Here is a 12825-nt window from a genome sequence, read left to right on the forward strand (position 1 = left end):
CTGGCATCAGTGCGCGGCTGCCGTCCGCGTCTACCGCACGGGGAGGTCGACGGTGGCCTTCGCCGGCAGCGGGGCGGTGATGCCCACGATCGTGCCGATCGATGCTCCGATCGCCCCGCCGAGTACGGCCGCGGGTCCGGCGACGACGGCTGCGCCCGCCGCTGCGCCGAGTAGCGGGCCCACGACCATCCCCACGGGCGCGAACGGAGTTCCGACGACCATTCCCACGACCGCACCGGTCAGGGCGAGCGGAATCGCCAGCGGAATACTCAGTCCTGCGGCGATACCCGCACCGATCGCAGCGCCCACGCCCGCATCCACGACCGTGGCACTGCATCGCGCGGGACTCGCCGGGATGTAGCTGCAGAATGTCTGCACCGCTTGCGTCGGATCCGGCGTATCCGCGGTCGGCGAGGACGGTGTCGTCAAATCGGTCACCAGCGGAATCGTGGTGGCGTTATTGCCGATTTGCGTACCCTGTGCCGTTCGGGCGATCGAGGAAAGGAGATCCGGCAGACCGGTCGTGCGGACGACATCCGGCAGAGCGATCGGCAGCGTCATTTTCGGCAGCGTGATCGCAGGCGAAATATCGGGTACCGCGGTCGGTGGCGTGAAATTCGGTATTGCGATGCGGGGTGCGATATTCGGCGCCTCGGCTCGGGGCTCGGAATTCGGTGGCGCGTCTTGCGGACTCGCGTCCTGCGCTGCCGTTGTCGAAATGCTGTGCTGTGCCGCCACCGCCGGGATGGTATTCGGCGACGGCACCGCCGGAGCGAAATTCGGCGGTGCCATGTGCGGAATTATTTTCGGTGACGCGAGCTGGGATGCGATGTCCGGCAACGTGTTCGGGGGCAGAATATGGGACAGCAGGTCCGGGGGCACGACTCCGGCCAATTGCTGTGCGAGTGGAGCGAGTTCGCTCGGCAGTGGTGCGGGGTTCTGACCCTGTTCGACCTGCGGCAGCGGTGCTGGGAGTGGTGCGGCGGACGCCTGTGCGGGCGCTCGCGCGGGCTCGGCGGGCGAAGCACCGGCCTGTCCGGTTCCGAGGACGACCGCGAGCGACACCATGCTCGCGGCCAATATCAGGCCCGATACTCGCCGAAGATCGATTTCCGACATTCCACTCCTCCTGGGCACAGCGCCTTTTCGTTTCCGGACCTCTGAAATCTTCCGCACGTTCTGGTCGGACAGCTTAGGCCGTGGTGCCGCGGGCCAAACGTATTGTGCGAATTGCGGTCCGGCGTGTTTCCGGCGCCGGGTCGGGGCGATCGGGATCGAGGTTCGAATTGTCCGACACGCGGATCGCGATCGCCCGTACCGTCCGCTCAGACGAGAAGGCCGCCGCCGTCCACGGTGAGAACGCCGCCGGTGGCGTACTCCTGCTCCATCAAGTGCACATAACTGCGGGCCAGATCTTCTGCCGCGCCGACCCGGCCGACCGGCAACGCGCCGCCGTGCGTGCGGAACAACTCCTCCCGCACGTCCACCGGGAACTCTCGCCAGAGTTCGGTGCGCACCAGTCCGGGCCGCACGACGTTCACCCGGATCGGCGCCAGCTCTACGGCCAGAGCCCGGCCCAGCGCCTCGATCGCACCCAGGATGCTCGCCGACACCGTCCAGCCCGGCGTCGGCCGCTGCACCGCACTGCCGCTGGACAATACGATCGAGCCGCCGGTATTGATATGCGGCACAGCATATTTCACGCTCGTGTACGCACCCCAGAAGCGGGTCTGGAAGAACCGCTGCGCCGCATCGATCGCCACATCCTGCAACGGGAACAGCGCCAGCGACTCGCCCGCGGTGTAGACGAGGTGATCGAATGCGCCCAGCCGTGCGAACAGCGCCTCGATCTCGGACTCACGGCTCAGGTCGACGGTCTCGCCCTGCGCGCCGGTCGGCAGCTGAGCCGATGCCTTGGCCACATTGTCCGGGTTGCTGGACACCACCACGACCCGTGCACCCGCCGCGGCGGCCGCTTGCGCGGTGGCCAGGCCGATACCGGCGGTGCCGCCCAGGAGCACCACACGCTTGTCTTCGAGAGTCATCTCGTAGGTCTTCTTTCTCTTGCGCGGTTGGACATTTCCCACGATGCCGCTGGTCGGAAGGGGTGTCCAAGACCTCTTTCGGCCTCGGCGATACCCTGGAGGCATTGCCGGAAATCGGAGGTTGCCATGGATCTGGATCTGCGTAAGCTCCGATACTTCGTGGCCGTCGCCGACCGGCTGCATTTCGGGCGGGCCGCCGAGGATCTGCATATCGCGCAACCCGTGCTGAGCCGGCAGATTCGCGCGCTGGAACACGATCTCGGCGCGTCACTGTTCGCCAGGGACAGTCACGGCGTGACGCTGACCGTCGCGGGCGCGCAGTTGCTCGCCGATGCCCGGCCGCTGCTGGCATCCGCGCATGCGGCGCGACGTCGAGTTGCGGTGGCCGCGAGGGAGAGTCGTCGGCTGGTGGTCGGATTCCGGATGGGCATCGTGGTCACCCACGCGGTACGCGCCTTCGGGGTCGCGCATCCGGACGTTATCGTCGACGTGCAGCGGTTGGAGTGGGACGATCAGGCCGCGATGCTGCTCGACGGCCGTGTCGACGTCGCCTATGTGCGCCTGCCGATCGACGAGACCGGCCTGCGCGTGACCCCGCTGTTCACCGAACCGCGCGTGGTGGTGTTGTCGGCAGACCACCGATTGGCCGGTAAGGCCGAGGTCTCCGAGGCCGATTTGGCCGGTGAGCCGCTGATCTGGCACGTCGACCCGCACACCCAGCCGACCCGGCATCCACATCCCACCACGGGTCATTTCGTGCGCGGCGTGGAGGAGAAATTGGAGCACGTCGCGGCCGGCCGAGGCATCTCGTTCCTGCCGCGCTCGGCCACCGCCTTCTACTCCCGCCCCGACATCAGCTACGTCCCCATCCCCGAGCTTGCCCCCGACCAGGTGTGCCTGGCCGTACCGGAATCCCGCGAATCCCCGTTGGTCGATGCCTTCCTCGCCGCCGCTCGCGCAGTCGCCGAGACAACCGCGCGTGCCGCGGCCGAGGAAGGCGCGCCTACGCCGGGGTCACCCGGTCGAATCACGAGCTAAGCGCGTCGGCCGCCCGCCTTGGTCGCCGCGCCGATGATCAGCGGTCGGACGATGGGGACCATCATTCCCCGCCAGTTCGCTTCCTGAGCGTCGTCGAGCTCCAATCCGGACGCCCGGATCAACTCGAGGGTGGCGCGGTTGCAGCGGCAACCCTCCGCGAACCGGCGCCACGGACCTTCGAGGCGGTCTTGCCACTGGGCCAGTCGCGGAGACTTCGAGCGGACGTGCTCCAGGAACAGCAGCCTGCCGCCGGGGCGCAGCACGCGCTCGACCTCGTGCAACACCGCCTCCGGGCTGTCGACAGTGCACAGGACGAGCGTGGAGACCACCGTGTCCACGGATTCTTCCGCGAACGGCAGCTGATCCGCCGACGCGTCGAGCACCTTCGCCCTCCGCTGAAGGCTGCGCTGCCGCGCGTCCGACCGAGTGCGCATCGCGGCCTCGGGTTCGGTGAGAATCAGCTCTTCGAGCTCATCGGGGTAGTACTGCAAATTGAGGCCGGTACCGCTGCCGAGCTCGACCGTCCGTCCTCGTGCTCCACCGAGCAACTGGCGCCGGCGATCTGCCATCCCCGCCCGCTCGCCGCGCCACAACAGCGGGTCGTACAGTGCCGCGAAAGCCCGCGCCCACAAGTCCGACCCCTGCCCCGCCGGTGCGGTGCCGCTGGTCATGGCCCCCACTATACGTCGGAAGGCGTTGTGGCGTACATCCAGTTACCGCAATTGCTGGGCCGGAAAATCCGGTTGGTCGGACATATGGCACAGCGGAGCAGGAGAATCTCGTTCAGGCGCTGGTCGCCGCATGACCGAAAACGGTCGCGGGGCAATCATCCGGCACAGCTCCAGACGAGAGTTGAGGTGAGCGTGAGAGGCGTCGCCACATTCGGGAGGTGACACCCTGCCTGCGGTGGTTCACGAACCCTGCGTCGATGTCCCCGGATTCCGGATCTGTTGTAGGTCAAGGTATTCGGCTGGCCGACCGGGCTGTTCAGGCTGACTCGCCCGGCGATATCCCGGCCTGGAGTTTGGTGAGGAAGCGTCCGAGGTGCGGGTCGGATTCCGGGGTGGTGCCCCGGGTGATGTCCCACCAGCTGCCGCCGTCGAATTCCCTTGGGTCCAGGGAATATTCGTGGTTTCTGGAGCCGCGGACGACGTACCACAGGGATACGTCGGTGTGTGGAAGGTCTTTGCCGACGGTCTGTGTCACGGTGAGGAACAGCGGGCGGTCGCCGACGACGGTGAACTCGGCGTCGATGTCGAGTTCTTCTGCCGCTTCGCGGGTGGCCGCGGTGCGGGGGTGTTCGCCCGGTTCGACGTGTCCGCCCATCGGGAGGTGCAGTCCGGCGAGTCGATGACGGCCCAGGAAGATGCCGGACTCGTCGGGGTCGACGAGTACGACATAAGAGACCAGGTGCTGGGATGGGGTCGCGGGTTTGGCGCGTCGGAAGATGTCGTCGGTGCCGGCGAGCCAGGCCAGGGCATGGTCGATGTGCTGCCGTTCGAGGGAGTCCAGTGGTTCGATCGATGTCACGATATCGGCGACGAGCGCGGTGGCGGGCTGCATGTCCGGTGACCATAGCCCCCGGTACCGACGAGAATATCGGCCGGCGGCTACCGGGCGCGAGCCCGGCCAGGAGCCGGGCCGGGACGGGTCGGCGGCGAGGCTGCCCGAACGTTCATGTCGTCGGTGCATTCCAGAGCGGGAACCAGCGCTCGAGGTCGGGTTCGATGGGGAGTTCGCTGGAAAGTGCTGTCCGGACCTGTAATTCGAGGGTGTTGTCGCGGTGTGTGTCGCCGGTGGGCGCGAACGGGTAGATGGTGCCGCGCTTGAACAGGTAGACCAGGCCGAGCCGGTGTGGTGGGGTCTACGGTGCCGTCGAATCCGACGACATGGACGAACCCGACGCCGTCCTCGAGGCGGAATATGGTCATGGCGATCACCTCCTACTCAGGTAGAGGCGAACAGTCCCCGCAATTCATCGCCGCCAACGCCCGGAATTAATCAATACGATGAGCAATGTCGGGCGCCGGAGAGTTCGGCGGCGATGTCGAACAGTCGGGCGCGTTCTGATTGCTGATTTTGTTGAGCGCCTCGATGTTCGAGTGCGTGACGGTGGATCTGCCGCATCATGTGGTTGGCGGCGTCGGCTGAGCCGAGCATGAGGTAGCAGAACAGCCGTAATTGCTTGTCGAGTTCGTCGCCGCACTCGGTGTCTTTTTCTGGTTGGGACATACGGCTGCGGAGTCACAGTCCGAACAGTGGAAACAGTCCTGCGCCGTGGAACGCGACGATCCGGCCGACGCCCCCGGATGTGGGGGTCAGGACGTGCAGTGCGTGCGGGTGGTTTCGGCCGTCGTGGCCGCGGGCGTACACCGCGAACGCCGGTTGTCCATTGGCGGAGGTGGGGACCAGTGTCGCGGGTCCGATCACTCGCATCTGCTTGGCGAGGAAGGAAATGATGGTGTAGCGGCCTTCGAACCACGTTGCGATCGGCGGCATTTCCCATCTCGCGTCCTCGGTCAAAACCGCGACGAGTTGGTCGACGTCGGCGGTTTCGAAGGCGGTGACGTAGCGGTCGAGCAGGGCCCGCAGTTGTGGCTCGGCAGGTTCGGTCAGGTCGTCCTGACGGAGCGGCACCTGGGTTCGGGCGCGTTGGAGAGCGCTGTTGACCGCCGCGGTCGTCATCTCCAGCAGATGTGCCACCTCGGCGGTCCGCCATTGCAGCACATCGCGAAGAATCAGCACGGCCCGTTGTCGCGGCGGAAGCTGCTGGAGCGCTCCCACCAACGCGAGCCGCATGGTCTGGCGCTCCACCACGACCGTCGCCGGATCGGCCGGGGCGGCGGTGAACAGAAAATCGGGCATCGGCTGGAGCCACGGCACCTCTCGAGCCGACGCACCGAGCGTCGCGTCCGGATCCGTTTGGGGAGCGCCGAGATCCGCAGGCAGCGGCCGGCGTCTGCTTTTCTCGAGCGCCTTGAAACACGCCCGGGTCGCGATGCGGTACAGCCAGGTACGCAGCGACGACCGTCCCTCGAACGCCGCAAAGCCACGCCAGGCGTCGAGGTAGACCTCTTGCACCACCTCTTCGGCGTCGTCGACCGAACCGAGCATGCGATAGCAGTAGGCGAGCAGCTCACGCCGGAACGGTTCGCTCAGCCTCTCGAAATCCTTGTCGCCGGCCTTGGCTTCAGTCATGGTGCGCATGATCCGCCGATTCTGTGGTGGTGGGGTGTGCGGCGCGCCTGGGCGGGCCGTCGACGACCTGGTGGCGGTAGGCGTTGTTCATATCGACCTCACTGAGAGTCTCTGTGCGGAAAGGGAATTCAGGTCAGCGCGTGGTGATCTCGGCCATGTCGATGCCGACGAAAACGATCTCCTCGTCACCCATCGGGGCGTAGGCACGTCGCGTAGCGGGGATGATGATTCCGTCGACGTCGCGGTAGTCGGTGGCGTCCAGCTGTGACTCGACTGTGTGGCCGACGATGTCGATGGTGAAGTCGTGGCGGCGCAGCAATCCGTCCGGGCCGAAGCAGAACATCTGTGTGCGGGTGTGGCTCTTGATGTGGACGGGGAAGGTCACTTCCAACCGCCGCCATTTTTCGCCGTCGACCTCGATCGGGGCGATCTCTTCGGTGACGAACCCTGGCCAGGTGAACAGGAACGGCGTATTCAGGTACGTCCATAGTGCTTCGCCGGTGAAGTAGGCGAGATGCAGGTCGTCCCAGGGGGTCTCGAACTCGTGGCCGTCGAATGACCGCTCCGGGTCCTCGCGCGTGCCGACCACGGTTCCGATGGGTTGTTGCAGCACGACCCGGTCGGGTTCGAAGACCGATCGACGGTCCTGGCCGACGAAATCCATCGTCAACCGCTCCCGCGTGGTGTCCACCTCGAAGCGGATCTTCGTCAGCGCGTCGGCCTGTCCTTTGATCTGCCAGAAGGCGCCGGTGACGGCGGCATCGACGGTGATCGTCCGGATCCGATTCCACCGGTCCAGGCCGCCGTGCGCGGCGACCGCAGTCGCGAGCAGGTCATTCATTGCTGTTACTCCTTTATTGGCCATGCCCCGACCAGCGACATGGTGTGCGGTGGTCGGGGCGAAGGGGTTGGTCAGTCGACGATGAGTCCGCCGGTCAGGTTGGCGACGGTGCCGGTCATCGCCGAGGCCCGGTCCGAGGCGAGCAGCACTGCCGCTTGCGCGAGTTCCGCTAGCGCGGTCAACCGCTTGCGGTGGGTCATCGCGCCCTCCATCTCGAGCAATTGATCCTTTGCCATGCCGATCGCATCCGCGTGCAGCCTGAACACGGTGTGGATGGTCGGCGTCTCCGCCATGCCTGTGGTGCGCAGGCAGATCGCGCGGATGCCGTGCTGGGCCCATTCGGCCGACAGCGCCCGGTTGAGACCTTCCATCGCCGCCCAGCCCACGCTCATCCCGCCCACCAGAGGCGTCGGCAGGCGGGCCGGTTCGGGGGTGTTCATCATGATGACCCCCGATTTCTGGGCGATCATGTGCCGCGCAGCGGATTTCGCCGTGATGAAATTTGCCCGGGTGTATGTCTCGATCGGACGCAGGAAGTTCTCGACCGGCAGGTCGGTGAGCGGGATGCCCTGCAATCCCACCGGCGAGAGCCCGATCGCGTTGAACGACACGTCGACACTGCCCGCGTCCGCGACCACCACAGCCAAGTGCTCGGTCACCGCGTTCTCGTCCTCGGCGTCCACCACCGCTGTCTCGGCCGCGCCACCTGCGGCGGTGATCTCTTTCGCGACCGTGCCGATAACCTCTGGGTTCCGCCCGGTCAGAAACACCCTGGCACCCTCGTGCGCGAAACCGCGGGACACCGCGCTGCCGACCGCGCCACCCGCGCCGTAGACGACGACATTCTTGCCTTCCAGCAACATAATCTTCTCTTTCTGTAGTTCACGCCAACGCGTGAAGACCATGACCGTTGAGCTGGTACACCCGGTGCTCGCCGTGGCTATCGGTGTCCTGCCACAGCCGCGCGACCTCGGCTCCGACGAGGGAGGGTGTGAGCAGCGGTCCGAATGCCGCCGCGAACGTGGCCGGGTCGACTCCCCGGCGGCCTGCGTACGCGGCGACCCCGGCGGCCCCGAGTTCGGTGGCGGGGGTCAGTTGCGGCAGCACGGTGGCGAAGCCGATGCCGAGCTCGGCGCGGCGGGATTCCTCGGCGGCGTATCCGGCGAGAAATCGGATCATCGCCTTCGCGCCCGAATATCCCCCGCTCAGCGGGGAGCCGCCCACAGCGGCACCGCTGGATATGGCCACCACCAGGCTGCCCGGCGCCAACGGGTGCCGCAGGGCCGCGCGGATCCAATGGAAGGCGTGCTGGGTATCGACTTGCCAGTTGCGGCTGAACGATTCCCATGTCTGTTCGTGTACTGGGCCGATGCCGGGGGTCGCGCCCGCGTTGAGCACAAGCAACGTAGGTTGGTACTGCTGGATCAGGGTGCGGGCGGTCTCCTCGGCAGCTGCATCCGCTACCACCGGGACGAACACCGAACCCAGCTCCTGCTGCACCTTGGCCAGTGCGTCGGCGGTACGCGCGACACCGACGACCCGGTGCCCCTCGCTGACCAGTGCGGCGGCAATCGCCGCACCGAATCCGCGGCCGGCGCCGGTGACCACCGCCGTGGTGCCCGGCTGATCGGCCGGGCTCATTTCGACTCTCCTGCGAGGAGCCGACCGAACCTCCGGTCTTGGCTGCGTGCCTGGTACTGAATCACGACCGTTGCGGTCATGCCAATCACCTCCTACACGTACAGAGGCGAGCTCACCGCGAAAATCATCGGCACTGATCCAGTACAAAACCGATCAGCTTCAGCCGTGGGCAGTTTCCGAAGGCGCGAGCCAACCACATAATCTCCACGGGGTCGGACTGCTGGGAACTGCGTTCACGATGGAGCAGGACTTCTATCGGAGTCGGTTGACCGAGAACGGACTGGAAGTACTCGTTCCAGATGCTGAAGGCCGGGGCACGGTGCACCGCATCATCTACGAGGAACTGTGCCAGGGTGTTATCCGGGACCAGTCGCGCGCTGCGTACCAGATCGTCATCGCAGACCTCGTCGCGCACGGCGCCGAAGGAGTGATCCTCGGCTGCACCGAAATCGAGCTGCTGATCGGACCCGACGACAGCCCGGTTCCGGTCTTCGCCACCACACGTTTGCACGCCGAGGCGGCCGTCGCCGCAGCGCTTGGCGCGGCCGACCAGTGACCTGCCCGGGTAATCACCGCTCCGGATGGGTGCCGGTGTGGCCTCCGCGTGCTGCCGGCCGCCCCACCCGACCGTGTTCGTCACCGCCGCATCCGGACTCGCCCCAGCACAACGGACTGCGCGCAGCCGGAGCAGTAGCCGGAGCGTCTCCGGTCATCGCCATTACAATCGCCGTCACGTTCCTGGACGGCCGAACTGAGCTGCGGCGATGATTTTCGGGGTGGGATCGCCTCAGTATGGGTATGAGCTCGCCTCAGCAGACTGGCGTGAGATCAACTCGAAACGAAAGGCAATCCTGATCATGGAATTTCCCGATGCTGTGGTCTCCACGACCGTTTCGTACCCTCCTGAGCGTGTGTGGCGGGCGCTAACCGATCCCAGCGAGATCGGGCAGTACTTCTTCGGTACCGATGTGGTCACCGACTGGCGGGTCGGCGGCCCCATCCGGTGGCGCGGTGAATGGAAGGGGAAGTCATACGAAGACCGCGGCCAAGTGCTCGAGTTCGAGCCGCCGACGCGGCTCGTTGTCAGTCACTACAGCCCGTTGACCGGGGCACCTGATGTGCCGGAGAATTATCACACCGTCACCTACATCGTGGCCGAGGTGCCTGGCGGCACGATACTGACCATTCGTCAGGGCAACAACCGCAGCGAAGGTGAGATCCCGGAGTCCGAGAAGCAATGGCGGATGATGCTGGACAATCTGGAACAATTTCTCGCCCAATCCGATTGAGTCGGCGGCGAGGCTGCCCGAAAGTTCATGTCAGCGGTGCATTCCAGAGCGGGAACCAGCGCTCGAGGTCGGGTTCGATGGGGAGTTCGCTGGAAAGTGCTGCTCGGACCTGTAATTCGAGGGTGTTGTCGCGGTGTGTGTCGCCGGTGGGCGCGAACGGGTAGATGGTGCCGCGCTTGAACAGGTAGACCAGGCCGAGCCGGTGTGGTGGGGTGTCGGCGGTGGCGAAGCCGATGACCGTACACAGCAGGCTCGGGCCGAATCCCTTGTCGGACAAGGTCGAATTGATCGCGTGCAGCGCGGTCACCAACGCGGACAGGTCGGCAACCTCCTGCTGGCAGGTGATCCAGGTGAAGCCGAAATCGTCGGTCGTCACCGCCACCGTGACGTCCGGCTCGCGGTGCAACAAGTCGAGGATCTCGGCCTCGGATTGCCGGGCACCGGCGCCCTCGGCCGGTTTGAAACACACCGCCCCGGAGCCGGTGGAGCGAAGGTCGAGCGCGGCCTGCAGCGTGTAGGCCGCGAGCGGAATCTCGAACAGCACATCGAGATTGGGCTGCACGGGCTGGGTGCGGCCCAGTATCGAATCGAGCCAGTTCATTGCCGTTCAGGTTTCCTGGCCGAGTTCGGTGGCCAGCCGGGCCAGCTGGTCCAGGCGCTGCTCGAGGCTGGGGTGGGTGGACAGCAGCAGGGACAGGCTCGCTCCCGCACCGAGGGCGGGTGCGAAGAAGAAGGCGTTGAAGGGTTGCTCGGCACGCAGGTCGCGGCTGGGGATGCGGGAGATATCGCCACTGATCTTGGTCAGTGCCGACGCCAGTTCCGAGGGGCGGCCGGTGAGGATGGCCCCGGCGCGGTCGGCGGCCAGTTCCCGGTACCGGGACAGGGCCCGCAGGAGCAGGTAGCTGATCGCGTAGACGGCCGCGGAGATCGCCATCACCGCCATGATGAGCAGGAACAGCTGGTCGCCGCTGCGGCGGTCCCGGCCACCGCCACCGCCGAACATGGCCGAGTACAGGGTGAATCGTGCGACGAGGCCGGCGAGCACGCCGATGAACGAGGCGGTGGTCATCACGACCACGTCCCGGTGCGCGATGTGCGACAGTTCGTGGGACAGCACCCCGTCGAGTTCATCGGCATCCAAGCGATGCAGCAGACCGGTGGTGACCGCGATGACCGCGCGGCGGGGACTGCGGCCGGTGGCGAACGCGTTCGGCATGTCCAGATCGGCAATCGCGACCTGCGGTTTGGGCATATCCGCGGTCGCGCACAACCGATCGATGATGCCGTGTAACTGTGGCGCCTGCTCAGGTGTGACGATGCGGGCGCGCATGGCGTACAGGGCGATCCGGTCGGAGAACCAGAACTGCACGAACAGCAGCCCGCCCACGATCAGCACGATCACCACGACCGATTTGATCAGCACCACCAGCGCCGCGATGAAGGCGACGTAGATCAGCCCGAGCAAGAACATGGTCACGCCCATGCGGGCCGTGAGCTTGTGATCCGGCCGGAAACGAGTACGCATCGCGGTTACCCCGGAATCAGTCCGTCATCACGCAGCATCGCGTGAATCTCGGACAGCGGCATGTCGACGTTGGGAAGGACAAGATCCGACGCGATCAGCGAGTCGTCCGCCTCCGGCGCACCGAGATCCCGCACGCTGGCCAGCATCCGGTGCAGGACCAGTGCGAACCGGGTGTCATCGCCCGTTTCGGCGGCGTCCATCAGCTGGTCGTCGAGTTCGTTGAGGTCGGCCAGGTGGCTGTCCTCGACGACGTATTGGCCCTCGCCGAGAATTCGCACGATCATGACCCGCTCCCTTCCTGCGCGCGGGCCTCGATCGCCGGGGCGAGCGTGCTTTTCAGCTGTGCCAGTTCGGCATCGACGGTGCTGCCACGCCCGGCATCGAGTGCGGCCTGGATATCGTCGCGCTGACCCACGGCGGCAGTGGCATCCGCCAGCGCGCCGGAAGCGATCAGCTCGTCCAAAGCCTGTGCGCGCGAGCTCATTTGGGCGGTCTTGTCCTCGGCCCGCTGGATCGCCAGCCCGACGTCGCCCATCTCCTCGGAAATGCCGGTGACGGCCTCGCTGACCTTGCTTTGCGCCTCGGCGGCGGTATAGGTGGCCTTGATGGTCTCCTTACGGGTCCGGAACGCCTCGACCTTCGCCTCCAATCGTTGCGAGGCGGTCGTGAGCTTGGCCTCCTGAGCGGCCAAGTCGTCGTACTGCGGCCGTAACTGATCCACCTGAGCAAGGGCCGCCGCACGTCGCGTCAGCGCCTCGCGTGCCAGGTCGTCGCGCCCCTGGGCCACCGCCTGCTGCGCTTGGCTCTGCAGGCGATCGGCGGATTGCCGAAGCTGGTTCTCCTGCAACTCGACGCGTTTACGGCTGGTCGCGACGTCGGCCAAGCCGCGCCGCACCTGGGCCAGCAACTCGAGCTGGCGCTGATACGAATAGTCCAGAACCTCACGCGGGTCCTCGCTGCGGTCGAGCAACTTGTTCGCTTTGACCCGGAACAGCAAGGCGATGCGTCGGGTGATACTCACGGCGATCACTTCCTCTGCAAGAGAATCCCACTCACCCAACCTCCTCCACGCCACCCCGACGCGGTAGGGACCAAAGGTCACGGACGCCCGGGGCATCGGTCGCCCATCCGATCACCAATGGAACGAACCGCCGCCCCCTCACGGACTCTCGATCGGTCCACTGCGGGAACACCGCCGAAGTACCTGCCAACCGCATCCGCTCGACGCCTCGGGCGCCGCCGAGAGCG

17 protein-coding genes are annotated in these 12825 nt (G+C 66.2%); 3 read left to right on the plus strand and 14 right to left on the minus strand.

Translation table 11 applies throughout. The features are described from left to right. Nucleotides 1–30: 30 nt before the first annotated feature. Both NV1_RS14740 and NV1_RS14745 read right to left on the minus strand, forming a co-directional pair. Nucleotides 31–1119 carry a hypothetical protein gene (locus NV1_RS14740; RefSeq protein ID WP_067891070.1) on the minus strand — a complete coding sequence of 363 codons (1089 nt, stop codon included), beginning with the start codon at nucleotides 1117–1119 and terminating at the stop codon, nucleotides 31–33. Between the two features lie 206 nt (nucleotides 1120–1325). Beyond that, entirely contained in the window at nucleotides 1326–2045 is a 720-nt protein-coding gene (locus tag NV1_RS14745) for an SDR family oxidoreductase (RefSeq protein WP_067891930.1), read from the minus strand. 126 nt (nucleotides 2046–2171) lie between these two features. Here NV1_RS14745 and NV1_RS14750 point away from each other — a divergent pair, with 126 nt between their 5' ends. Next, nucleotides 2172–3083, plus strand: coding sequence for a LysR family transcriptional regulator (locus NV1_RS14750; protein ID WP_067891073.1), 912 nt, complete (start codon nucleotides 2172–2174; stop codon nucleotides 3081–3083). On the opposite strand, the gene NV1_RS14755 is transcribed toward NV1_RS14750, so the two are convergent. From NV1_RS14755 to NV1_RS14785, 8 genes are all read right to left on the minus strand, one after another. Next, nucleotides 3080–3754, minus strand: a complete 675-nt coding sequence (locus tag NV1_RS14755; RefSeq protein WP_067891076.1) for a class I SAM-dependent methyltransferase — start codon at nucleotides 3752–3754, stop codon at nucleotides 3080–3082. The two genes, NV1_RS14750 and NV1_RS14755, sit on opposite strands and share 4 nt — an antisense overlap. A 316-nt stretch (nucleotides 3755–4070) precedes the next feature. Then, the gene (locus NV1_RS14760; RefSeq protein WP_067891078.1) at nucleotides 4071–4646 is read right to left on the minus strand and encodes an NUDIX domain-containing protein; all 576 of its coding nucleotides are present in this window, start codon (nucleotides 4644–4646) and stop codon (nucleotides 4071–4073) included. Between the two features lie 112 nt (nucleotides 4647–4758). Further along, on the minus strand, nucleotides 4759–4926 hold the full coding sequence (pspAB, locus tag NV1_RS46805; protein WP_373864617.1) for a PspA-associated protein PspAB: 168 nt from the start codon (nucleotides 4924–4926) through the stop codon (nucleotides 4759–4761). A gap of 158 nt (nucleotides 4927–5084) precedes the next feature. Next, entirely contained in the window at nucleotides 5085–5315 is a 231-nt protein-coding gene (locus tag NV1_RS14765; protein WP_067891081.1) for a hypothetical protein, read from the minus strand. A 12-nt stretch (nucleotides 5316–5327) separates the two neighbouring features. Beyond that, complete coding sequence (locus NV1_RS14770) at nucleotides 5328–6290, minus strand: sigma-70 family RNA polymerase sigma factor (protein WP_084525379.1); 963 nt, start codon at nucleotides 6288–6290, stop codon at nucleotides 5328–5330. A 124-nt stretch (nucleotides 6291–6414) separates the two neighbouring features. Continuing rightward, nucleotides 6415–7122, minus strand: coding sequence for a hypothetical protein (locus NV1_RS14775; RefSeq protein ID WP_067891083.1), 708 nt, complete (start codon nucleotides 7120–7122; stop codon nucleotides 6415–6417). A gap of 71 nt (nucleotides 7123–7193) precedes the next feature. Beyond that, nucleotides 7194–7985, minus strand: coding sequence for an SDR family NAD(P)-dependent oxidoreductase (locus NV1_RS14780; protein WP_084525423.1), 792 nt, complete (start codon nucleotides 7983–7985; stop codon nucleotides 7194–7196). A 19-nt stretch (nucleotides 7986–8004) separates the two neighbouring features. Continuing rightward, nucleotides 8005–8763: an SDR family oxidoreductase gene (locus tag NV1_RS14785; RefSeq protein WP_067891089.1), complete on the minus strand. Its 759-nt coding sequence runs from the start codon at nucleotides 8761–8763 to the stop codon at nucleotides 8005–8007. A gap of 46 nt (nucleotides 8764–8809) precedes the next feature. On the opposite strand from NV1_RS14785, the gene NV1_RS46350 reads away from it, so the two are divergent. Together NV1_RS46350 and NV1_RS14795 are read left to right on the plus strand one after the other, a co-directional pair. Beyond that, the gene (locus NV1_RS46350; RefSeq protein ID WP_218026978.1) at nucleotides 8810–9319 is read left to right on the plus strand and encodes an aspartate/glutamate racemase family protein; all 510 of its coding nucleotides are present in this window, start codon (nucleotides 8810–8812) and stop codon (nucleotides 9317–9319) included. Nucleotides 9320–9527: 208 nt separating this feature from the next. Further along, the gene (locus tag NV1_RS14795) at nucleotides 9528–10052 is read left to right on the plus strand and encodes an SRPBCC family protein (RefSeq protein WP_218026979.1); all 525 of its coding nucleotides are present in this window, start codon (nucleotides 9528–9530) and stop codon (nucleotides 10050–10052) included. A gap of 25 nt (nucleotides 10053–10077) precedes the next feature. Here the strand turns inward: NV1_RS14795 and pspAB (NV1_RS14800) are convergent, their stop codons facing one another. The 4 genes from pspAB (NV1_RS14800) to NV1_RS14815 are packed head-to-tail and all read right to left on the minus strand — an operon-like array spanning nucleotide 10078 to nucleotide 12637. Next, nucleotides 10078–10653 carry a PspA-associated protein PspAB gene (gene pspAB, locus NV1_RS14800; protein ID WP_067891092.1) on the minus strand — a complete coding sequence of 192 codons (576 nt, stop codon included), beginning with the start codon at nucleotides 10651–10653 and terminating at the stop codon, nucleotides 10078–10080. Between the two features lie 6 nt (nucleotides 10654–10659). After that, nucleotides 10660–11577: a zinc metalloprotease HtpX gene (gene htpX / locus NV1_RS14805; RefSeq protein ID WP_067891094.1), complete on the minus strand. Its 918-nt coding sequence runs from the start codon at nucleotides 11575–11577 to the stop codon at nucleotides 10660–10662. 5 nt (nucleotides 11578–11582) lie between these two features. Then, on the minus strand, nucleotides 11583–11861 hold the full coding sequence (pspAA, locus tag NV1_RS14810) for a PspA-associated protein PspAA (RefSeq protein WP_067891097.1): 279 nt from the start codon (nucleotides 11859–11861) through the stop codon (nucleotides 11583–11585). Beyond that, complete coding sequence (locus NV1_RS14815) at nucleotides 11858–12637, minus strand: PspA/IM30 family protein (protein WP_245713725.1); 780 nt, start codon at nucleotides 12635–12637, stop codon at nucleotides 11858–11860. Before NV1_RS14815 ends, pspAA begins: the two co-directional genes overlap by 4 nt. Nucleotides 12638–12825 lie beyond the last annotated feature (188 nt).

This window comes from Nocardia vaccinii NBRC 15922, from assembly GCF_001613305.1.
GTDB classification, from domain to species: Bacteria; Actinomycetota; Actinomycetes; order Mycobacteriales; family Mycobacteriaceae; genus Nocardia; species Nocardia vaccinii.

Excerpts from the sequence above, each read along its gene's own strand:
- NV1_RS14740 (WP_067891070.1), bottom strand. The coding sequence starts at position 1,119 with ATGTCGGAAATCGATCTTCGGCGAGTATCGGGCCTGATATTGGCCGCG.
- NV1_RS14745 (WP_067891930.1), bottom strand. The coding sequence starts at position 2,045 with ATGACTCTCGAAGACAAGCGTGTGGTGCTCCTGGGCGGCACCGCCGGT.
- NV1_RS14750 (WP_067891073.1), top strand. The coding sequence starts at position 2,172 with ATGGATCTGGATCTGCGTAAGCTCCGATACTTCGTGGCCGTCGCCGAC.
- NV1_RS14755 (WP_067891076.1), bottom strand. The coding sequence starts at position 3,754 with ATGACCAGCGGCACCGCACCGGCGGGGCAGGGGTCGGACTTGTGGGCG.
- NV1_RS14760 (WP_067891078.1), bottom strand. The coding sequence starts at position 4,646 with ATGCAGCCCGCCACCGCGCTCGTCGCCGATATCGTGACATCGATCGAA.
- NV1_RS14765 (WP_067891081.1), bottom strand. The coding sequence starts at position 5,315 with ATGTCCCAACCAGAAAAAGACACCGAGTGCGGCGACGAACTCGACAAG.
- NV1_RS14770 (WP_084525379.1), bottom strand. The coding sequence starts at position 6,290 with ATGCGCACCATGACTGAAGCCAAGGCCGGCGACAAGGATTTCGAGAGG.
- NV1_RS14775 (WP_067891083.1), bottom strand. The coding sequence starts at position 7,122 with ATGAATGACCTGCTCGCGACTGCGGTCGCCGCGCACGGCGGCCTGGAC.
- NV1_RS14780 (WP_084525423.1), bottom strand. The coding sequence starts at position 7,985 with ATGTTGCTGGAAGGCAAGAATGTCGTCGTCTACGGCGCGGGTGGCGCG.
- NV1_RS14785 (WP_067891089.1), bottom strand. The coding sequence starts at position 8,763 with ATGAGCCCGGCCGATCAGCCGGGCACCACGGCGGTGGTCACCGGCGCC.
- NV1_RS14795 (WP_218026979.1), top strand. The coding sequence starts at position 9,528 with ATGATTTTCGGGGTGGGATCGCCTCAGTATGGGTATGAGCTCGCCTCA.
- pspAB (WP_067891092.1), bottom strand. The coding sequence starts at position 10,653 with ATGAACTGGCTCGATTCGATACTGGGCCGCACCCAGCCCGTGCAGCCC.
- htpX (WP_067891094.1), bottom strand. The coding sequence starts at position 11,577 with ATGCGTACTCGTTTCCGGCCGGATCACAAGCTCACGGCCCGCATGGGC.
- pspAA (WP_067891097.1), bottom strand. The coding sequence starts at position 11,861 with ATGATCGTGCGAATTCTCGGCGAGGGCCAATACGTCGTCGAGGACAGC.